At 38.5% G+C, this 22,365-nt stretch carries 19 protein-coding genes and 2 pseudogenes; 2 read left to right on the top strand and 19 right to left on the bottom strand.

Features of this window, described 5'->3' with window-relative positions; all coding sequences use genetic code 11:
• Positions 1-6 precede the first annotated feature (6 nt).
• The 6 genes from ACFIML_RS00240 to ACFIML_RS00215 are packed head-to-tail and all read right to left on the bottom strand — an operon-like array spanning position 7 to position 7,201.
• Positions 7-2,184: a hypothetical protein gene (locus tag ACFIML_RS00240; protein ID WP_375687096.1), complete on the bottom strand. Its 2,178-nt coding sequence runs from the start codon at positions 2,182-2,184 to the stop codon at positions 7-9.
• Complete coding sequence (locus tag ACFIML_RS00235; RefSeq protein WP_375687094.1) at positions 2,185-3,639, bottom strand: hypothetical protein; 1,455 nt, start codon at positions 3,637-3,639, stop codon at positions 2,185-2,187.
• A gap of 39 nt (positions 3,640-3,678) precedes the next feature.
• Positions 3,679-4,608 carry a hypothetical protein gene (locus ACFIML_RS00230; RefSeq protein WP_375687092.1) on the bottom strand — a complete coding sequence of 310 codons (930 nt, stop codon included), beginning with the start codon at positions 4,606-4,608 and terminating at the stop codon, positions 3,679-3,681.
• A gap of 1 nt (position 4,609) precedes the next feature.
• Complete coding sequence (locus ACFIML_RS00225; protein WP_375607584.1) at positions 4,610-5,035, bottom strand: hypothetical protein; 426 nt, start codon at positions 5,033-5,035, stop codon at positions 4,610-4,612.
• Positions 5,035-6,492, bottom strand: a complete 1,458-nt coding sequence (locus ACFIML_RS00220) for a hypothetical protein (RefSeq protein WP_375687090.1) — start codon at positions 6,490-6,492, stop codon at positions 5,035-5,037. The genes ACFIML_RS00225 and ACFIML_RS00220 overlap by 1 nt, the downstream gene beginning before the upstream one ends.
• A gap of 1 nt (position 6,493) precedes the next feature.
• A complete protein-coding gene (locus tag ACFIML_RS00215; protein ID WP_375615331.1) occupies positions 6,494-7,201 on the bottom strand; it encodes a hypothetical protein in 708 nt (235 codons plus the stop codon).
• Between the two features lie 65 nt (positions 7,202-7,266).
• On the opposite strand from ACFIML_RS00215, the gene ACFIML_RS00210 reads away from it, so the two are divergent.
• Both ACFIML_RS00210 and ACFIML_RS00205 read left to right on the top strand, forming a co-directional pair.
• Complete coding sequence (locus ACFIML_RS00210) at positions 7,267-7,575, top strand: type II toxin-antitoxin system RelE/ParE family toxin (RefSeq protein ID WP_375606620.1); 309 nt, start codon at positions 7,267-7,269, stop codon at positions 7,573-7,575.
• Positions 7,556-7,840 (top strand): addiction module antidote protein, encoded by a 285-nt coding sequence (locus ACFIML_RS00205; protein ID WP_375606621.1) that lies wholly within the window; start codon positions 7,556-7,558, stop codon positions 7,838-7,840. The genes ACFIML_RS00210 and ACFIML_RS00205 overlap by 20 nt, the downstream gene beginning before the upstream one ends.
• Positions 7,841-7,874: 34 nt before the next feature.
• On the opposite strand, the gene ACFIML_RS00200 is transcribed toward ACFIML_RS00205, so the two are convergent.
• The 13 genes and pseudogenes from ACFIML_RS00200 to ACFIML_RS00140 all read right to left on the bottom strand — a co-directional run bounded on the left by ACFIML_RS00200 (position 7,875) and on the right by ACFIML_RS00140 (position 22,261).
• Positions 7,875-8,255, bottom strand: coding sequence for a hypothetical protein (locus tag ACFIML_RS00200; RefSeq protein ID WP_375606622.1), 381 nt, complete (start codon positions 8,253-8,255; stop codon positions 7,875-7,877).
• An 11-nt stretch (positions 8,256-8,266) separates the two neighbouring features.
• Positions 8,267-8,647 carry a hypothetical protein gene (locus ACFIML_RS00195; protein ID WP_252619690.1) on the bottom strand — a complete coding sequence of 127 codons (381 nt, stop codon included), beginning with the start codon at positions 8,645-8,647 and terminating at the stop codon, positions 8,267-8,269.
• A 20-nt stretch (positions 8,648-8,667) separates the two neighbouring features.
• Positions 8,668-9,795 carry a N4-gp56 family major capsid protein gene (locus tag ACFIML_RS00190; RefSeq protein ID WP_375615330.1) on the bottom strand — a complete coding sequence of 376 codons (1,128 nt, stop codon included), beginning with the start codon at positions 9,793-9,795 and terminating at the stop codon, positions 8,668-8,670.
• A 91-nt stretch (positions 9,796-9,886) separates the two neighbouring features.
• Positions 9,887-10,780, bottom strand: a complete 894-nt coding sequence (locus tag ACFIML_RS00185; RefSeq protein WP_375615329.1) for a hypothetical protein — start codon at positions 10,778-10,780, stop codon at positions 9,887-9,889.
• A gap of 13 nt (positions 10,781-10,793) precedes the next feature.
• Positions 10,794-11,519: pseudogene (locus ACFIML_RS00180) on the bottom strand (phage portal protein); the annotation flags it as partial.
• A gap of 1,583 nt (positions 11,520-13,102) precedes the next feature.
• Positions 13,103-13,882: a hypothetical protein gene (locus ACFIML_RS00175; RefSeq protein WP_375687088.1), complete on the bottom strand. Its 780-nt coding sequence runs from the start codon at positions 13,880-13,882 to the stop codon at positions 13,103-13,105.
• 94 nt (positions 13,883-13,976) lie between these two features.
• On the bottom strand, positions 13,977-14,666 hold the full coding sequence (locus tag ACFIML_RS00170; protein WP_375687086.1) for a hypothetical protein: 690 nt from the start codon (positions 14,664-14,666) through the stop codon (positions 13,977-13,979).
• A gap of 82 nt (positions 14,667-14,748) precedes the next feature.
• Entirely contained in the window at positions 14,749-15,516 is a 768-nt protein-coding gene (locus tag ACFIML_RS00165) for a hypothetical protein (protein ID WP_375687084.1), read from the bottom strand.
• 1,553 nt (positions 15,517-17,069) lie between these two features.
• Positions 17,070-17,512: pseudogene (locus ACFIML_RS00160) on the bottom strand (type ISP restriction/modification enzyme); the annotation flags it as partial.
• A gap of 586 nt (positions 17,513-18,098) precedes the next feature.
• Positions 18,099-19,706, bottom strand: a complete 1,608-nt coding sequence (locus ACFIML_RS00155; protein WP_375687082.1) for a YfjI family protein — start codon at positions 19,704-19,706, stop codon at positions 18,099-18,101.
• 12 nt (positions 19,707-19,718) lie between these two features.
• A complete protein-coding gene (locus ACFIML_RS00150; RefSeq protein WP_375687080.1) occupies positions 19,719-20,588 on the bottom strand; it encodes a toprim domain-containing protein in 870 nt (289 codons plus the stop codon).
• Between the two features lie 98 nt (positions 20,589-20,686).
• Positions 20,687-20,887, bottom strand: coding sequence for an AlpA family transcriptional regulator (locus ACFIML_RS00145; RefSeq protein ID WP_011180791.1), 201 nt, complete (start codon positions 20,885-20,887; stop codon positions 20,687-20,689).
• A 207-nt stretch (positions 20,888-21,094) separates the two neighbouring features.
• On the bottom strand, positions 21,095-22,261 hold the full coding sequence (locus ACFIML_RS00140) for a tyrosine-type recombinase/integrase (RefSeq protein ID WP_375615321.1): 1,167 nt from the start codon (positions 22,259-22,261) through the stop codon (positions 21,095-21,097).
• Positions 22,262-22,365 lie beyond the last annotated feature (104 nt).

Here is a 22,365-nt window from a genome sequence, read left to right as displayed (position 1 = left end):
CCTCCCTTACTCAAATGCACTCAATAAATTCAACTCCTCCGTTGAGGCTTTTCCCCCACCTCCAAACAAAGCAGCAGAAAGCTTTTTGAACCATTCTTTTGTCGCATATCCCTTATGATGCGCGTTTACCATGCGTTGAATGAGAGCTACAATTTGATCATTCTTAATCTGTGTTCCCCCTGTTAACAATTTGACAACATCCTTTTCAATCCGTTGACGCTCTCTAAACGCCGCCTCTTTGAAAGGAATCCAAGCAGCCTTCCCAGCAGCTTTTGCTAATTGTACAGCTGCATCATGTTTACCCGTTGGCATATTGACGTTATGCCTAAATGATATCTTTTCATCCGCTACACGACCTGGTATTCTATTATAAAAATCTGCATAATTAGCTTCTTTTTCGACAACCTTCTTAACAGCAGAAGCTTTATCGGCTCCATAAATCTTTGCAAATCGTTCATACAGATCATTCGTACCAAAAATATCTTTTGCCTTGGAAACTTGATCTCCTAATTGCCCCATACCTTGTAAAAGTTTTGCCCTTGAGCCCTTTTTAAAGTATTCTTGTTCTCCCTCTGATAATTCATCAAAGATTTTACTGAACTCATCCTTATTAACTGCCTTGCTAAGGATTTTAGAACCTTTACCCATAGCATCTACATGTGAACTATATTGATGATACAATGCCCGCCCTTTCTTATATTCAGACGATATATCATCCATAATCTCTAATAACTTTTTGTCGATATCTACTAAGCTACGAACTTTGCTATTGTTTCCTTGCCTCTTTTCTGCCCGTATCATAAAATCAATAGCCTCCTTAGTTTTATGGAGAATACCCATGTTGGGTTTTTCTTTAAGAAGGCTAAATTTTTCAGAAGAAAACGGACTGGCTTTATTACCATCACTAATGAATCCCCTTAGCCCTTTATTATAAGCTTGTTTAAAGTATGGACGCTCCATTAATTCATTAAGTGCCCCATAATATTTCTCTCCTATTGGTATCTTTTTAGCTATTTCATAAAGAGTATGGGATGCTTCTTTCCTACTCGCGATAAGATCACCTTTTAAACCTGTGACATTTTGACGAGGAACAAAGTGTTCATCAGCAGCTTGATGAATACGCTCCCCTCCTCCCAGCGCTCTCTGCCCAGCTCTTTTAGTCAAATCAAGATAAGCTCCTTGATTTCTTTTCGCGATATCAAAAACAAGATCTTGTAAAAAAGGACTATGATCAGCTACATAATCGGTAGGAACTGCTTTTTTAAAAGATTCTCCTAGCTCTTCAGACGCCTCCTTACCTAAATGTTTACTGATTGCTCTTAACGTGTCTGTTGCAACACCTTCCTTATGAGAAGGAGAAAAAAGTCTTCGTATTCCGCTTACCGGATAACCAGCTAAATGGGCTAAAGCACTTCCAGCCAATGCCCCACCCGCTCCTAAACCTGCACCAGATAACGTACTTGTAAGTGTATTACCAAGTCCTTCACCTTCTCCCGCTCCATGTAATGCACCAGATGCCGCCCCTACTTTAAGCAAATGCGGCAATGTTGTTTTGTTCGTGATGCCTAAAAACGGGCTTGCAAATCGACTTGGGGGTAACTGACCTGCTTTCAAAAAGGCTTGACCTAATTTTGACCCCGCCACATTCCTTGCAAGTGTAGGCGCTACAAAGCGTGCTCCTGAGGCTAACAATCCTCCCCCTAACGTCGCAAGTGAAGGGATTGCCGACCCTAAAGCATTTCCAGCAAAAGAAGTCCAATAATGTTGATCACTCATCCTACGATAATAATCACGTATTCTATTGGCTTCTTTCTCATATTTTTCTATGGTTTTCTTATCTCCAGTCCAATAGTTGATAAGCCCCTTCGCAAAAGCCTTTATTGCCAACTCATCATCAGAATCACGTCCTGCCGCTGTGATCCCTGCAATCTCATCATCTAAATTAAAACTCAAACCATGCTTTAAAGAGTTCCAAAAAGCTTCACTTTGCGTGATTTCGGGATGTTGGGATGATGTTTCGTATTCATCTTTAGGGATACGACGTATAACCCTTATTCCAGGACCAAAATCTGGAAATGGTTCCTCTACCGATGTTTCGTATTCCTCTTTAGGGATACGGCGTATAATTCTTATTCCAGGACCAAAATCTGGAAAATCTTGATGAGCATTATTATGATGAACCATTTATCTATCCCTAATAATGTCATATATATAGTTACCGTCTGGTATGGATACTCTTTCTCCAATAGCAAGTTTTTTAATATCTTCTCTGCTACTTATAGTTGGCAAGTTTTCAACACCTCCTTGCGGCATCGACTGATTAGCATATTGAGTAGAATACTTTAGACGCGATCTTACTTCCATTCCGTTTGACAACCTATAAATTTCCTCATCATTCAGTTTTTTAAAAAGATCAAACATATCTTTGATTTTTAAGAGCGTTTTATATAGTTCTTCTGGTTTATCGCTAATGTCCATAGTACCATAAGATGCTACTATGCGCCTGCTTTCTTCATTAGATAACGGTCCAACGCCTAATTTCCCGCCGTCACTTTGCTTTTTGATTGCTTCAATCACTCGAACAAAGACACCACCTTCAAGCGTTTTTAATTTATTTTTTAATGTTTTTGCAGCAGTATCGGGGAAAATCTGAGCAAAAGCACCGACCTTACCAGCAGCCTTTTTGGGATTCTTCTCTATAATTTGAAGAGCATTGTTAACTGTATCCACAATATGATTAATTTCTTTTGCTGCTACAGCAGCAGTGTTTCTCTTACCTATTTCCCACTCTTCTATGTCTCGTTTTTTCTGATTATACTCAAGTTCCTGCATCGACCCCTTAACCGGTCTCGCTCTACGTTCACCTAATTGTGAATTGGGATCCCATTCATAACCTTTATCTAACTGAGGTTTATCACCACCTGTTAGCATCGCACTAAGCATTTGCGGATTACGTGCCATAATAGCAGCTTCTTCTTCACTATAGCCTTTAGACTTTAGATACTCGACAGTCTGGTTAACCTGTCCTCTTTGTTTATCTCCTTCATTAAGACGCTTCACACCACTTGCAAGCGCATCCCACCCAGAACCGTCTGATGAAGATTCTGCCATACCTGCAAAAAGATCTTTGAGTTTCTGATACGCATCTGATTGAAAAAACTTATAAGTATTGGACTGTAAAAATTTCTCTGCATCTGTCAGTTCAGGAGTCGGTGTTGGGGAAGCGGGTGCTAATGGTTGCGTTTGTTCATTAACATGAGGTTTTAGTTCTTGTGGAGTACTCTCTAGTGCATTTGGCATAGGTGGCTGTTGATCAACTCCAAGAAGCATATCCGCTCTAGGAACCGTATAGGGCATAAATGGTCCATATGGATTCTGCATGTTCTGTAAATAGGGGTTGGATGGTGCATGTGCTTTCTCTGGTGTCATCATACTTTCAATGGCTGACCCCACACCCATAACTGCACTGGTTTTTGGATACTTTGCTACGAATTTCCCCACGGGGCTCTTTGTTATTAATTGTCCCAATCTGTTCGCCCCTGTAACCGCTTTGGGAGCAATATATCTAAAAATATGAGGCGCAGCTCTCGCTGCCATAAAAGCTGCCCCAGCTAATGGAAATAATAATGGAAATGCCATCACGCTCTCCTACAAAACTATTCTTTAATGATTATACAGCTATTGTTTCTGTTTCTTATTCATGTGATCTAAAAAAAACTTGGATGCTCCTCCTGCCAACGCTGCTCCCATTGGACCACCTGCCATGTAACCAAAAGCCATTGGTGCTGCCTGAAGTGCCAGAGAGCCTATTGTCCCTACATTTTTCCATGGACTATTCCCTTGTATCATCGAAGCTGTATTATTATTCGTTGTCGTGCCGTAATTTCTTGCAAAGCCATGACCGGCATTCATAAGCATATTCAACCTATTCCAGCCGCTATTGTCTTGTTCCAGCCAACGTTCTCTATTGGCATCAACAAGGCGTTGATTGTGGGCATCAAGCACACCTCCCCCTTGTATGGCATTGGAATAGGCATTCCCATAACCCTGTAAGAAGTTATTTGAAGCTCCTAACTGATTTTGATTGGCTTGGTCTATCATGGCATTGGCTTGCATCATGCGATCCGCATCACGATTATACTGGTCTGCTGTAGCACTTGTAGACAAAGCACCAAGTTCATTTGCCAATACACCCGTATGTGCACCAGAACCATAACGACCCGCACCGGCAAAAGAGCTGTTAATCGTATCTCTGACGCGGTCTAAGCTATTTTGAAGCGCAGCATTAAAAGACGGATTCTGTCCAACCATATCACCAGAAGCCACTCTTCCAAGATTGCTTGCTGCCGACGTTGGATTATAGATTGTATTCATCAAAGAGCGATTGTGATAATGCTGAGGAATACTTCCAAGACCACCAATTCCATAGCGTGTTTGAGCACTTAACGGGGCAACACGCGGTCCCCCATACACATTACCCCCAATCCCTGTATCATACATTTGATACGCATCTGCACCCCCACGCTTAAAGACATTCTGCATCCAAGTGGGAGGGGCGCTTGTTTGTACCTGCTTCTGTTCTGTCGTTGTTGGTGTCTTGCTCCCCATGTCACAATTCCTTCCTATAATAAAGCATAGCTATGCCATAGCCTTGCTTGTCCAATGCGCGCTTCCAACCTAAACGACCCAAGATCTCCATTTCAGAAGCCCCATTCTCACGCGCCCAATCCTCTACAAATGTCAAATTATCAACTTGATCAAGAACGCCCTTGCCACTACATTCACAAATCAGAGCGCGCTTCTTTCCTAAAACTGTCTGTTGTATCTGGGTCGTGAATGCCGCTAAAAAGCGCTCCTCATCATCCAAAACAAGCCATAACTGTTTCTTACCACTGCAAATCGCTTCAAGGAGCTCTTGCAACGTGATTTCATGTTTAAAACGTTCCACATACTCTCTAAAAGATTCAATGATGTCTTCCAGATAAGGCGCTATACGCTCCACATCCCAAGACGTGGTCAAAAAAACTTTTGCCATTACCCTCTGCCTAAAGGACGTAAATCCACATTAAACCCTGTGATATGGTTCCAATGAACGCCTTCAGGAATACGTAATTTAAAGCGGTGATAACGATTGCGCGAACGACCATGATAAGCGCCCGTGACATATGAACATGCCCTCTCTTGGTGCCATGTAATCGGTGTCTGATGATTACGAAGCCGACGCTCTCCAATGCTTAAAAGACCTTCCGTCGTATCAACTTCGGCAAACATTTTCGTGATAAAGTTAAAACTTCCATCTGGTGCTCCCATTTCTTGTGAAACAACCGTTGCCTCCATCGCTGCTCCCGTAAACATAACAAGCCGATTGTTATCATCAAAAGCACCAAGCATTGGCGCGCCACTTTGCCAACGAGGGCTGTCTAAAGAAGCCGGCAAGGACTCAAGATTGATCGAAATCTCATCTAACTGTTCTAAAGTATAACCTGTCGTAAATACTGGAAACAACGTGAAAGGTTTTCCCTGTAGCGTCGACCATTTCTGCAAGCCCCAATCATAGACAAAGGTCGTTTGCTCGTTATTGCCTCTTTTTAAGGACCAGTAAATCCGGTTATCAATGGGATCTATCACTCCTTGCATCTCATCAAGAGCAAATTTATCAAAAGTTTTAAAAACCGTTCTATCAACCTTCTCAAAGCCTATCGGCAAAAGTTGACCATCCAAACTCATCTGATAAAAACCACCATCACCTGCAAAAAAAGCATCACTCCCTCGACATGCTATAGAGGCTGCACTGCGGGCTCCTCGCTTGTCTTGTATCTTTTGAAACGTAAATACAATCTTAGAACCCGCAACAAAGGTTCCTGCATAAATAGCAGAACGCATAAAAATGAGGGGATTGGTGGACTCTGTTGCCCCTTGAACATATTCTCCATCCGGAAAATCTTGAAAATCGCAATCTTTCTCTTTAACTGTCCAATGAGTAGCATCTTCCAAGCCAGACCAATGAATGCGATTGGGGTGATCTGTCAATTGCATCAAACAAACAAAAGGTCCCCAAACCTTCACCAAGCCTGCTTTCGGTGGATTGCCTCCTAAATCTTCAAACCGTTCAGAGCTATGGGTATTAAAGACTTGCGGTTTATCATTTTTATTCACTGCAATAATTCTTTGACCAAACAAAGCGAACGACCATTGATTATCCTCATGTGCTTGATACGTCACACCATTTTGGCTGATGTCTTTCCAACCCTTCGTTTGACTATCATAACTGTAAAGCTTTTGCTTGCCTCCTACGATTATCTTAACACCATTGCCACTTCTAAACGCTATTGAACCCAAAGGCTTTTCTTCTAAAGGATGAGACACAACCATTGCACTAGGCATGGGTATGTAACCGCCATCTGCCGGTAAAACATTCACAAGTGTATCCGTAAAGCTACCGTTGACGATCGCAACATCTGGTCTGTAATCAGCGATTGGAAAATAAACCATCTTAAAAATCCGTTGGTATTATTCTGGTCACGTTATGACGTTGAGACGTCTCTGCACGCAATTCATGCAACTGTTCGTTAAAGTCATTGTACGCTGCCGTTGCACAATCGGGTTCTTTAAGAATATTCTTGTACAGTTCATATTTTGCACGCGCCTTAATCAAATCAAACGCGTGCACAAACCATGGATGCTCCTCATCAACACTCTCTATCTCTGATAAACGCAATGGAGAGAGAATGAGTTGAATCTGATAGGCTCTATCCGGCGTGGGATAAAGATGTAATTTCCTATCAAAATAACTGTAACAAACCGGCGTTCCTTGCTGCTCTGATGATAACAAAGGCTCTAAAGAAACATGATCCTTACACTCCAATGCAAACTTATGATGTTGATCAGAACTCAGATAAACGTTTTTGATTTTAACAGCTGTTTCAATAGGGCGGGTAGTGCTTGCATCATAAACACCTTGTCCCGCCCGTGTCTCAAACACCACATCACGGCTTTCGTTAAAGTAAAAGGTCTCTCGTTCACAAAAACGAATAGCTGCAAAAATGCTTTCTTGGATTTGATGAACATACTCATCGGCTATGTCATCAATCTCATCTTGAATGACCGACACTAAGTGCGAAAGTGTTCTCTTATGACGATAAACATCTCGCTTTACAGGTATCGGTCCTCCGGTCTTAACCCGAATATAATGACGTGTCATCAAAATACCTTTCTGTGAGGAATATTATTATTGACATTATACATTATGTGTATTACAGTACACTAATGGTGTTCATTCATAAAACGATAGAATTTGATACTTGGCTTAAGAAACTTAAAGATAAAAGCGTTAAGGCTATTATTCTTCAACGTGTTATACGCTTAAAACAAGGTCTTCTCGGTGATGTTAAATTCTTTAATGGCATAGGTGAATTACGTATCCACTATGGTGCTGGTTATCGAATTTATTTTATCCAAAAAGGCTCTGATTTTATCCTTTTGTTATGCGGTGGAGATAAATCAACGCAGAAAAGGGATATCGAACAAGCATTAAAGTTAAAAGAGGAGTACAGTGATGAAAATAACCCCATTTAAACCAGAAGAATATCTTGAAGACATTGAAGTACAACAAGCATTTCTCAATGAAGCCTTCAAAACTGGTGATGCTGCTCATATAGCGGATGCCATTGGTATTGTTGCTCGCTCTCAAAATATGCGTGCTTTAGCAAAAGAAACCAATCGAGAACGCAGTGGATTATACCGCTCTTTAAGCAAAACAGGTGACCCTAAACTTTCTACCTTAGTCGCTGTCTTATCTGCCCTTAATTTACAACTCTCTGTACAATCTGCTAATTCATAAACTGAGAGGAGTTAATAGATATCTCCTCTCAATTTTAGTGATTGGTTACGAATTCAACGACTATACTTGCTTGACCAGCTTGTACCGTTTTGTCCGCTTTAGCATAGAGAGTAAGTTCTTCATCATAAGGGACAAATTCCTTCTGATTGGTGGGCTTAACTTCTTTGACTGCCTGCTGTTTGATTTCTGCTTCCCCAAACTCAGTCCCTCCAGCAGTGCTGCCTATTTTTACCTTCGTGTCCGAAAATGCTGTCTTAACATATACTTTGATCGAAGTAATCAAAGCACCACGAGGTAGCGTACCTATTCTCATAGCGTTTTCTTTATCTTCATAGCTAAAATTAAGCCGCAAAAAGCTTACCTGCTGCGTATGAAGACTTCTCCCTTGCAAGGGCTGTGGTAAATAATCTGCCATGTCTTATCCCCTCAATGATTTGTCACGAATTGCACAACCACAATACATTCACCAGCATCAGTGGTTTTGTCTCGTGTTGCATAAAGGGTCATCTCCTTATCATCTGCAACAAAAGACTTTTGATCTGTTGGCGTAAAATCTTGCGTGCCTTGGGCTTTGATGTCTTTTTCACTGAACTCATTGCCTCCATAGGTGCTGCCTATCTTTAATTTTGCCTCAGAAAACGCGGTCTTGACAAAAGCCTTCATCGAAGTGATCAAAGCGCCACGAGGCAAAATTCCGATTTTTTCCGTAAGATGCTTATCTTTATGCGAGATATTCAAACGTAAGAAACTCACCTGTTGGGTGTGAAGATTTCTTCCCTGTAATGGAGGTGGTAATTGATCTGCCATGTCTTGTTTTCTCCCTATGATTAATTATCAGGTTCACCACTGTAGGTGGGGATAACAATCGTTCCAAAATCTTGCGCTGCTTGAGAGCTATTTGGAAATTTGAAACGGGTTTTCTTCATGCCAATCAGTGTTTTCGCAGACAAACCATAGTAACGTTGATAGTCGAAATGCTCTTCCACCAATTGATAGCGATTGACATTGCGATTGTTCCCAAAAGCCATAACGATACTTTGTGCTCCAAGAAAAACAGCACGACGCACGCTTTTTTTCGCTGCACGATTTGTCGAGTTAACACCATGGGTAACATGTTCAGATTCACGTAAAATCACACCATTATACATGCCTAAAGAACCATCAAAGATTGGATTTTTGGAACGCGAACCGGTATAAGCAGCTTTCTGAATATCAAGCCATTGACCAGTCTCTGTATTGGTGCGCAATTGCATCACTTGTGTTGGATGCAAATAGAGTACATAAACACTCTCCCCATTCACACGCACTGGTCGAATTTTGGGATTAGCAAGTTTTGCCATTTTTACAGCTTCATCAATAAGCTTCAAACTAAAGCTATGTTTGTCTGCTTCACTTAGATCTTCATCCTTGGTTTTCTCATCTGGACGGATAATTCGCTTACTACTTGGTGCAAGAGGTTCATTAAATCCATAATGCACATTCTCGATATCTATCATCCGATCTTCAAAAGAGATTGTCCTTGCTGTATATCCGCAAGCTTGAATGAAAAACATCAAGCTTAAGCGATCTGCATACCAATCAACTAAGCCATCTTTTGCTTCGTCACGCAAATCAAACGTTGTACGTTGTTGCGCTATACTACCTTCATTTTCTACACGAACTGCATGCGAAAGTTCGTCAATATAGAGTCTGTCATGAAGGAATTGTAATGCCTCTTCATTCCCCTCAAGCGTCTGTCCTGAGGTAACACCCCGTCCCAAAAGCTGTGTACGTAAGCTAAATGTAACACAATCCCCTCTTCCTTTCTGCATTTCGGTTTTTAGTTGAATAATGCTGTTTGAACCCTTGCCTATAAGGGGGGCAATAGGTATCGCCTTTGAAACTTCTGTATTTAATAATTTTGACCACGTGCTTATCGCATGAGGATCATCTGCTCTAACTGTTGTTAATGCCATTGATTTTACCTTTCTTTGCTGTAAAAAAACCGGCTTAAAAGCCGGACCATAACCCTGCATAAAACAGGCTAATTTCTATAAAAATGCACTCTTAATACCCGTTACCAGCACCATGCAATTGCCGAAAAATTGCTTTATTTTTCGGATTTGATATCCAAGCGTCAAATTCTTCTTCTGACATCCTATCAATGCTTGCTAAAGTGATTGGTCCAACACTCCCCCCTCCTCCAGATGCCGTTAAGGTTCTCGCAGAATTCTGCCGACTTTGAAGTTCTGCAACTTGATTATTCGCTTGTAATGCTTGGTTCTGATAGCCAAGATTTTGCGCTATTCTATAAATCTCTTCTGCCGGATTGAGATCTCTTTGTGCACAAGTCGCTACAAGCGCATGCAATTGATCTCTTATAATCGCATCTATTGTGTTTTGTTGTCCATACTCAGGATAAAGTGATGACCAAGAACTCAATTCCTTTGCGCGTGCCTCATAAAGAAAATTTGCCGCGGCATCAAAATCACTGGATTTATTTTGAAACGACTTAACAGAATTATTAAAAAATTCACCAAGACGCATATCGTGCTGCTGCTGTTCCTCAGCTTGTCTTAGCGCTTCTTTCTGTTCCCTAATATACGCATCCTGCTCTCGAATCTTTTTTCCCATCCAACTCATATAGCCAATAATGTCTTGTGTAGGGTCTGGGGGTGCATTTTCACCTTCAACCATTGGTGTCTGGGATTGGGGTTCATAAAGCTTGACAAGCGCTTCACGAGCTTGTTTGGCTTGTTGCTCCACACGCTGCTGTTCTATACTAGGAACAATCTCTGAAGGCTTTTCAACGGGCTGTGCAACCGGCTCTGGAGACGTGATGTCATCATTATCAATCGTTTCACCATCATAAGTGCCAGCATCAAAAGAGTTCTCATCATCAAATACCGGTGCACCAACCCTATAATCTTCATTCATAGCTTCGTTCATTTCTGCATTCATTCTTTCACCTCTCTCAAATATGCATGCCTCTGTGCAATGCTATTCTCTCTCGCATAATCTGATTGTGTGCTTGTTCATTGAGAAGCTTCTGACGTTCAATGTCATGCCTCTGTTGCATCATTTCGGCTTCCAATTCTGCTCTCTTTTGACGCATGAACAATTCAATCTGCTTTTGTTGCAAATCCATCTGTTGCATCTGGCTTTTAGTCGCAATATCCTGCTGCTTTTCTTGCAACTTCATTTCTTGTTCCGGATCCATTTGCTGTTGTTGGGCTTGTTGTGCCATTTGCTGCTGTTGCATCTTCTCACTAACACGATTGAGTAATGACGCAGGCAATGGTGAATAACGAAGCAAATCAAGCATGATATCCGGTGTTACGGCATTTTGAAGCAACGGTAATAATTGCGTGATAATGCCAAAGGTACGCTCTTTCTCATTCGGGCTGGTTGGAGCATCATCAACTACAATATCATACTCGACACTCGTTACTTCTTCACGCGTCAATGGAATATATTGCGCGTTCTCCTCACCCGATATCCGTACCAAGCGACCATCAGACAAATAATTCTGTATAAGGTGTAAAATAATCTTACCTTGCCGCTTGCGATACAAACGCAAGCCATCAAACAGACAAGCAAGCAGGTTAAGACTAGATTGACGCCGTTGTGCCTCTAAAATCCCTGCTTGTGAGACTTCTCTCGTCCCGATAAACTCAGGCGATAAGCCCGTAACTTGGTGATGCGGCATTATATCAAAAAACACAATAAAGTCAATAGGTTGTGTGAAGTTATTTTATATGAATCCACTTAAGAATCCACACTTTTATACGTGATTCATTTGACTATTTTTTATATAAGATTGCCATGTATGAATAGACCATAAAAAGCAAATCATAATGTAAATATTATAACGCATGTAAACGTTCATATGAAATGAAAAGCCGATATCATTCATAACAGTTCATAAATTTTATGATACGTTTTTATCACAGCACAAATCACATTGTTTTAAATTTAGTCGTTTGAAAATATCGATAACATACGTTTAAAGATCACATCTTGTTTTAAAGATTGGATTGTTAATCACATAAAAGAGCAAATTAACATTCGCCAAAATTGGCGAGCGCAAAATAGAGAGCTGTCATAACAGCATCATCATAACACCGAACATTTTAAAGATTGCATAAAAGGATTTAAAGACAAGATCGATTTTATAACCACGGTATTTTTTTACCGAGGTAGGAAATAAAGGTCATGAAATTCAAAATGCTATATCTTATGAAATGAAAAGCCTTTTAATGAATAGATTGCAGGCTAGTCTTTAAGAATGGAACTATTCGCTTCCACAAAAAAATGGAGGCAAATAATGCCATGGCAGTAGAATAACTATCTACTTTAGATTTGGTACTAAAAACATTTTAAAAGTTATAGTTTAAAAATACGAAACCAAATGAGCTCTTTCCAAATTTGGGGGCAGCTATTAAGACAAAGATAAGCAAACAAACTTCAAAACCATTGTAACATCATAAGGTATGGGTTTTTACTTAATTTTGAGTCAAAAGCTGTAATGTTTAAAGAATGCTCTATTCTAAGATAATGCCTCCAAAAATGGACCGGCTAATATTTAAAGAAATTAGGTTTTAATGAAAAGTACAAATACGCTTATGAGAACCTCTTTAAATGCACGTTTAAACGTTTGAAACATAAGATGAGATCTTTATAAGAAACGTTAAAACTTTTTTTTATAACAGTTATAACTTAGTTATCATTTGCTCTTAAAAACGTTTCATTTATGAGAAAACTAAGATTTAGCTTTCACAGCAGAGCAAAATCTTAAAAACCTTACACTTTATAAAAGCGTTTGTTTATTTATCTTATGAAAAGCTGCTTTTAAAAACCAACGCTTCCAAATGTAAAAAGAACGTTTTTTGCAGATATTTATTGAATATGCATTTGCTTTTGATTGGATTGTTAAAGCTACCGAGCATTTTGATTTGTTTGATACGTTTGATAGCCATAACAAGCGTTATAGGCTCTCTCATTCAAATGAGTGATTAAAGATCATACGCACATTTACATTCCTTTTGATAAGTTTTCATATCTCTCATAGAGCGCTTGCAATATGATACGTTTTGTATATATGCATTCATTACTCCATTGTGGATGATTCATTTTAATCAATAAGAAACGCTATTTGAAAGCCGCGTCATATCATTTGACACGGCTTTTTTTATGTTACTCTCTCTTTTATGATATTTTTATAGCAATGCATTTTATATGCGTTTATACACCATAAAGAAAGCACGCCCCCCACGCCGTTCTTTATTCTGTTTTATCAGTTATATTGACAACATTATCCCTTTCATACACCTCACAATTTTTTGGAACCAACCTTACTTTGCTTTTTTTATTGATTTTTGCATTGCCATAAACACGCCCCCAGATCGTTGCACAATATGAGATTTTAGCATTGCCATAAACAGAGCCATAAATCTCACAAGAGCCACTCACACAAGCATTTCCATAAACCTTGCCATAAATTTTAGCACGACCATTAATAACAGCATAATTATAAACTTTTGCATGGCTATAAATGCAAGCAGAGCCACAAACCTTGGCATGACCATAGACGCGTGCATAACTAAAAACCGTAGCATCATAAGAAACATGCGCATGATCATAAATATGAGCATCAGCAAGAATGCGGGCACTACCATTCACATGAGCATACCCATAAACATTGCCATAAACATGAGCATTGCCATAGACAAAAGCATGGTCATAAACTTTAGCATATTGAGAGATAAAAGCCTTTCCATAGACTTCAGCATTGCCATAAACTTGACCACAGACTTGAGAAAAATGGCGTATTTTTGCATTTTCATACACTCTTGCATGACCATAGACACAAGCCTCATCATACACCCAGCAATTACCATCATGGGATAGGTTAACTTCCTTTTCAATAAAGCCGCCTAAAGACCCCGCCTTTATATCATCGAAATCTTTTAAAGCACGAATGCGATAAAGAGTTATAATATTTCGAGTAAGAGCATGTTTGATTTTTTTGATTTCACTGGTTAATTCATATTTTTTGCACATAGAGATACCCTCACAATTTAATGTGATAAACATTTGATAAAATTTGGAATGGGAAAATTTGAAAGAGGGGCGCCCCCGCCGCGCCCGCGCGTCTTTACGCAGCGTTATTTTCAATAATCTTTACAACGGTATCGTTTTCATAAATTTCACAATCTTCAGGAATTCCATATGCATAATAAAAGTTTTGTTTGACATATGAATAACCATCTCTTTTTAACCTTGCATTGCCATGTACCAAACCTCTAATGGTGTGATAACCAGTCACTTTTGCATTCCCATAAACAGAACCATAGACCTTAACATACCCACCCACGCTAGCATTGCCATAAACCTTGCCATAAATTTTTGAAGAGCTACTTACAACAGCATGATCATAAACCTCAGCTTTGCTATAAATGCGTGCACTTCCTGTTAATTTTGCATTCCCATAAACCCTTGCATATTGATAAACCCACACCTTATCAGAAAGATGCGCATTATCATAAACATGAGCTCCAAAATACACGCGGGTTTTATCATATATATGCGCATTGCCATAAACAAAACCACCAATGGCAGCATTGCCATATACCCTTGCATTTTCATAAACACGACCAGATTTTACAACACAAGCATTATCATACACCCAGCAATTGCCATCATGAGAAAGGTTATCTTCCTTTTCAATAAAGCCCCCTAAAGTACCTGCTTTAACATCAGCAAAGTCTTTTAATGCTTTAATGCGATAAAGGGTATGATTATTAATTACACGCGTTTCATTTGTGAGTGCAAACTTCTTTTGCATGAGCACAATTCCTTTATAGAGATTTAAATTTTTAAATGAGATGTTTAAAGGAGGGCGCCCCCGCACCGCCCGCGCGTGTCATTTACGCAGCATCACTTTCATATTCGCTGTCATTATCATCGTCATAATACCCTTCAAAATCAGCATAATACTCATGACGATAATAATCATCTTCGCTCCCAAACTCAGGATATGCATCATCACAGATATCTTCATTAGCTGTTAAAGAGGCATTGCTATGAATATATGAAGAACCAGAGATAAGAGCATCACAAATAACGGCATCATCAAAAACACGTGATTCATCACAAATGTAAGCAGAGCCACTTATTTTTGCATTGCCTCCGACATGAGCATCATCACAAATGACAGCATTATCGGAAATATGAGCATGATCAGTGACACGGGCGTTATCATAAATTTGTGCATTGCCTTCAATTACAACGGCGTTGCTAGCATGCGCATTACCAGACAGCTTTGCATTGTCCTTTAATGTCATACCTTCAAAAATAGCATTCCCATAAATTTGAGCATTACCATAGACATCAACAAAAAAGCTTTTTACTTTAGCATTTCCAAAGACGCGTGCATTTTGAAAGACCCGAGCTTTATTATACACCCAGCAATTACCTTCATGAGAGAGATTATCTTCACTTTCAATATAGCCACCGAAGTCACCTTTTTTCACATCATCAAAATCTCTTAAGGCTCTAATTCGAGTTAAGAAATGACCATCGATATATTCACAATCATCAATAAATTCGTATTTTTTTGCAGGCTCTTGTTGATTAGCAAGCGCGGTTTCATTTGAAATAGAAGAGATAATGGGGGTGTTGTTTGAATTTGTCATAATTAAAACCTATCTGTTTAAAAGCTTGTTATTGACAGCCCATAAGGGCGCCGGGCGCTAACAAACACGGCAGATAGTCCGTTGCTATGCTTTTCCCTCGCGAAGGGTATTGTATAACATAGCTACACCCGACAAAATCATCATATATGCTAACAAAAGCATAAAAGATAGTCAGTTTTTATAACAGGATTAGGTTTATCGTAACCTATTCGCTATCTGTTTTAGTGTTTGTTAATCACTTGAGTATTTATATAATAAAATACGTATTTATTGTCAAATAATATTTTATCTTTTTTGATATTTTTTCTTATTTTTTAAATACGTTATGTATTGATAATATCTTATGCTTATTAATTGCTTCTTTTATATTTATGTGCTTTTAAAGCTATATTACGGGCTTTGTGAAACGATTGCGTATTTTCTGAATCTATACATTTATAATATTTTAGAAACGCTCTCATTATGCGTATTTTAAACTTTATAACCTATCAATTTTATTGCTAAATGGCTTTTAAGATTTCTGTTAATTTCTTTTAATAACACATTTTAGACTTAATAGCCTTTATAGGGACTGTCTTTATAAACAAATGCTTTCATTTGCATTTTTGCTTTCTCTATAGTTGTTATGTTCTTTATAGCCATGGCATCATTGTTCATGTTCATAAGAGAAATGATAAATAGGATAATTGCGATTTATTGTCTGTTATGAAAACACTTATGAAAACATCTCAATAGAAACTGATCATTATAGAGATGAGCAAAATCCCTTTTAATAAACTTTTGTCATTTTTGTCAGTTCTTTTTAGAACCTATATCATTTTTTTTAAATGATAAAAAATTAAAATCATTATATTTCAATAAGTTAAGTTTTATGAATTTTTCAAAATACAACTTATTAAAACATCCATAACAAATAAATACAACTGTAAATATATATTTGTCAGTTTATGTCAGTACATTGAATCGACAAAAGTGATCATTTAGTGAATGATTAAAACATGTCTTATGAGAGTATGTGATCTTTTAAAGCCTTTCAAAAGAAAGGGATTATAATCATAATAAATGCTATCAAGACCATTATGGTTATGAGTTTTGGAGGTGCTTTTTACGCCCCCCTTTACATATTTTTCAATAAAAAATAAAAATCATTATATTTCAATATGTTATTTTTTATCAATTTTTCAAAAAACAACCTATATCAATAGTACAACCTATAAATTCAACTAATGCTCTATGTTTTGTAAGGGTTTTGGGGGGGTAGAAACATTCAAAACCTATAAGTAATATAAGAAAATGAATATACATAACCCTCTTTAAATAAAGCTTCTGATAACAATAAAGCACTCATTTTAGATTACGGTTTAATCTTTTAAAGGCAATGTAAATAAGAGTATCTAAAAGTGCAAGTTTCTTCTTTTTAAATAACGTATGATAAATTATCCTTTTAAAGATTGTATGTCAGCAATTTATAAAAGGGATATAAGAACCTATAGGTATAAAACCTTATACCCCTTATGAGTTTATCATATCCATTATGTGAGCATGCTTTTAAGTTATTCAGTTTCTCTTATTTTCAATTTTGGTAGGTTCTTAACAATTTTCATTGTCTCTAAACTTATGGAAATAACTCTAGAGGGTAGGCAGGGTTGCCAATGGTTTCAACAGCATAACGATTGGCATCATTAACAATGCCACTCTTTTTATCAGTCTTAACACATTGACGCCCCATAACCCATTCAAGAGCGGATTTACCATTAACGATATACTCACAAGCGTCAAGAGGGATATCTGTTATTGTGATATTGTTATTATAAATAACAGTGGTTTTATCTTTCTCTTTACCTGTTTTTGCGAATTTCATTTCAGTCACGTAATAGAATTTTTCTGGATTAGAGATCTCTGTAACTTTTGGATTACCTTTTTTAAAGGTTACGCGATAAGGTTTTACAGTTTCATAATTCACGTGCAAATGATCCAGTTCACGCCCTGTTACAACAGAGCTCCGTTTTCGTATAAGGGGTTTAAGTCTCTTCAAAAGAATTAAAATGAAGCTTATTAAATCCATTTTGAACGAATTGAGAAAAAATGCAGAAAAATGCTAAAAAAGCCGATAATTTTTTCAAAAGAGTTTTTTAAATGCTGTTTATCCGCAGCCCATGAGAGAGATCAGATCAGCAAAATAGTGAAATTTGCTGTTTATTTTATGGAAAAAAGACAAATGAAGCATGTGCTTTTAAAATATCATAATGATTATTTTGATAGGTTTTATGAGTCACTAAAATAATCTAGTTTGTTAGTTCAATTTACAGACACAAACTGACAAATATATATTATTGATTGTATTTAAGGTTGTATTGTCGATATAGGTTGTATCGTTAAAATACTAACCTATTGAAATATAATGTTTTTAATTTTCTCTCATTTAAAAAAAATAATATAGGAGCTAGAATGAACTGACAAGACTGACAAAACTCTTCTGATAAGGTCACTCAGATCATTTGCTTTTGGAAAAAAGTTCCTTGATGAGAATGCCATAAAAAGAGTTTTGCGTGGTTGTCTTAAAGACTTCAAAAGAGATTTCTTTATTGTTTTATGCTGTTGTTTTTAACCAAAGGATTCCATTCATACCGTCTATCAGGACGCCGACCTAATTCATTCCCCTCTATAGGAAATTCACGAATATAGTTACAACGACATAAAAGCTCTAAAGCTTGCTTAACGGCTCCATTGTCTTTTAAAGATCTCCAACACCGTCTATAGATATCTCTTGCCGTAAAAACATTGGGTAAAAGATCACAGCGCTCTACAATTAATTTTGCACGCTCTGCTGTTAATGTATCATTCGCCGCATAAAGACGTTTTGCATGACTTATCAGATATTCTTCCCAATATAAGGCTCTCTCAAGGGCATCTCTATTGATTTCAAAACGCCCCCCTTCACTCAATTCAAAAATCAATGCAAGGGTTGGTATGGTTTTATTCATTTTCAAAAGATGCGCTTGTAAACTTGATGAGAAATGACCTCCTTTGATTGTTCTTTGAAAATTTTCCCACCATACACGAAACATTTCTTGAGCTTCAGCAGAAAAGCGTATGGTAATAGGGTGTTTTGGTGATCCTAATGGTTTATCATAAAGAGAACGAAAAATTCCTTGATAACTTTCCCATGCCTTTTGATTGGGAGGTCTATCAACCCATAACCGCTCTTTTCGTTCATCGGGCCACACCAGCATTTGAAATCGTTGCAATAAGCCGTCATTATTTGTTCCATGGTGCATTGCTTGAATAATGGGAATAATCCGTGAAGGTTGAATGCCCCCAATAATGGAAATGGTTGCATTGGGAATAAAAATGGTTCCACGTCCTATACGGTCATAGGTGTATGATTTTTTGCCATTAAAAGCTGTTAGATAAAAAGAACGGTCTGATTGATATTCCTTCCGTTCCAAATCGGATAAAAAACCAGATAATTCATCACGAACCAACAAGAGACCACGGGGGTTTTCTTTTAACAATTCCCCAAGCTTTTCGACGGTCACATCGTTGACAATAAGACGTCGTTTATTAAGCGTGTCATCTTCCTCACTTTCTTTATGTTCAAGAGATTGAGAAAGAAGAGCAAGGGCTTGTTCCTCGTCTTGATCTTTGAGTGCTTTGTAGGCTTGTTTTTTCTTTTCTCTTTTGTCTAATTCAATAAGAATATCTTTTGTTTCTTGCTGTTTTTTCTTCTTTAACCATTCTTGATGCCATTCCTCTTGAAAAACATCAAGAGGTGCTAAAGCAGCTTCCATGGTATCTGTTTTCATAGTTGAAGGTTCCCCCACAATGGCACCCCAGAGATTAGGAACAATTTTCCAATTGGCATGTTGTTTTGGAGAAACCCGCACGCCATTTCCAATGACAGCAGACAATCCACATAAAGCAGAAACAGCAACAAAATCGATAGAAGATTGTTGAATATCAGCAACGTCATAAACATAGTTTATTAATGGTGTTGGAAGCAGGAATATTTTAAAAGGCTCGACGGGTAAGAGAGCCGTAGCAATCGGTTGTAATTGCCCCCAACCATTTTGTTGCAAGGCTTGTTCATAAGAAATGGCTTTTAAACAAGTATTTTCGTTTAAAGAGACATTATCGTTATCATTGACGGGAGTATTTTCATTATTGTTTTGTAAATTACTATTTTTCATAGTTTCCCTCTTTTAAGAAAGTAATACGTTATTAAAATCGGTTCCTTTTGGAGCTTGCATCATAAAGACCTCAAAGCCATGGCTATAGGCACGTGCAGCTAGGGTAAAACCTGCTTTACGACCCGCATCATCGCCGTCCATTGCAATTGTCAGACGTCCTTTTGTAGGGGGTAAATTCACACGCATCATGCCACTGGTTGAAAGAGAAGCCCATAAATTAACGGGCTCTGATAACAACCCAGACAGCAGAGACAGCCCCGTTTCAATGCCTTCACAAATGACCAGATGTTTTGGATTGGCTTGGCTTAAATGCACCCCACCACCCGTTACAGATCCCAACATGGCTTTTGCTGGTTTCTGATCTGTTTTGCAGCCATTGTCTTTTAAAAAGGTTCTATGAATGGCAAAGGAACCAGCCCCCTTAACAAGAGCAACCAACGCGGGCAATGTACCCCCAGAGGGGTGTGGACATTTGCTATGAAAACGTAAATCAGCAGGCAAATCACATGTAATACCCCGCATACGTAAATAGGTTTCTGCTAAAGTATTTTTGATTGGTTGGCTTTGTTGCCAAATTGCTTTTGCTCTCTCTGCTTTCTGTTTTGCTCGTTTGAGATCAGCACAAAACTGTTTTGAGAAAGAGAGCGTCTGATCATAAGCTTGTTTTCCAAGCAATCCAATTCTAATAAGCGCTTGTATGATCTCTCTAAAAGAGCAGCCAGCATAACAATAGAGTAAAAGACGCCCATCATGTCCATTGGCAAGGGATAAGCTAGGCAGCCTATCATCATGAGCAGGGCAACGGGCTGTTCCATAACGCCCATGCCAAACCCCGCGCAAGGCACGTGTGATACCTTGCGCATTCTTAAAAGAACACATCATTGTAAATCCTATAACGTTGTGTCATAGGACGGATTGTGCTATCTCTAGGGTGATGAGTTTGAGAAAGCCTTGTCCGTCCTTACGTGACAAGGTTTTTTTTATGCCGCGTCACTTTGACGTTGCTGTTTTGCTTGCTCGATGACATTGATAAGATCCGATTGTAACCAACGGGACAAAAAACCAAATTTTAAAGGTTTTGGGAGAGAGCCATTGGTTACATGACGGCGGAATGTTGAGACACTCATATGAAGCAATTTTGCACTTTCACGGTCTGTCAAAAGAATATCATTTTCTGTCATACTAAAATCCTTTCTATCAAAAAATGGTAACAAATCATAACTATTTATTAACCACATTTTGGTTCATTTGGAAAGATGTTTTATTTATAGAAAACAATATTTTATCATACAATTTTTGATGTGATAATTTATGACTCTTATTGAGAAAGAATGAGAGAGAAGAGAGAGAAAGTTATCCACAGATCATGGGGTTATGCACCCCATATCTTAAGATTGACCAGTGACATAAGCCGCCCATTTATCCATATAGACACGGCGCTGTTCTAAATAGTCAGTACGACGATAGGCACGCTCTACTTGTCCTCCTACTGTATGACCTAGGATAGTTTCAGCAACCTCATAAGGGGCATCGGTTGTTTCGGCGAGCCAATCACGTAAACTAGAGCGAAAGCCATGGGGGCAGGCTTCAAGTTTATTTTTTCTCATATACGTAGCCATACACTTCTCACCAAGGGAACCCCGACCTGTTGCAGAAAAAAAGAATTCATTGCGAGAGAGCAGGCGCGCTTGTTTTAAAATATCTAATGCTTCTGTTGATAAGGGCACACGAAATTCTGTTGTAGCATCACGCCTTCCTTTCATATTCTCAGCAGGGATTGTCCATATATCCCCCTCAACTTGATCTTTATGAATATGACACAAAGGATTGGTACGAACCCCTGTAAGAATAAGCAAACGCAAAGCTAAATTCGTCATAGTTGTTTTTTCACAAAGTGTTTTATAAAAAGCCGGCACATCTTTCCAATCCATAGCTGGTCTATTAATAGTTTTATGAAGTTGTTTACCTAAAAGAGCACGTGCTTTTTCTGTTGCTTGTAAATCAACATCCAATCCTAATGCAGCCGCATGTTTGAGACACATATTGAGACGAATAAGAGCTCTATTAGCTGTTGCAGCTTTTGTATGCCAAATAGGGGCAAGCGTATTGCGTATCTCTATTTGCGTAATCTCAGAAACGGGCAGACAGCCTAATTTGGGGAGAATATGAAGTTGTAAAGGCGAAAACCAATCTCCATTTTTACCCTCTCCTTTTAATTCAGCTTTACGAGTTTCAAAAGTGTCTAAAGCAATATCTTTTAAATAATGGAGATTACTTATTGCCTCACGCTTTTGTTTATTGCGTTCTTTAATGGGGTCACGACCCTCACGTAAAACCGAACGCCACCCAGTTGCCAATTCACGGGCTTGTTTTAAAGAAACATCTCTCAAAGCACCCAATCCCATCTCACGACGGCGCCCATGAATGGTATAACGATAAATCCATTGAGCACCTCCATCTTTACGCTTATGAAGAAGCAAGCCGGCACCATCATTATATTTGCCAGCCCCCAATGTTGCGACAGATCTTGCATTAAGACGGTTCATAAGAGCCATTTTTTAATCCTTTCTTATACAAATTTGATCCACACACTCATCCCGCTTCTTATGTGCAAATGAGTGGTTTTGATTGATGCAACATAAACAGATTTGAAATGAGA

This window comes from Bartonella sp. AC62GZZY (assembly GCF_042196525.1).
Classification (GTDB): Bacteria; Pseudomonadota; Alphaproteobacteria; order Rhizobiales; family Rhizobiaceae; genus Bartonella.
The sequence above is the reverse complement of the archived record's forward strand: the minus strand, read 5'-3'. Positions and strand labels throughout refer to the sequence as shown.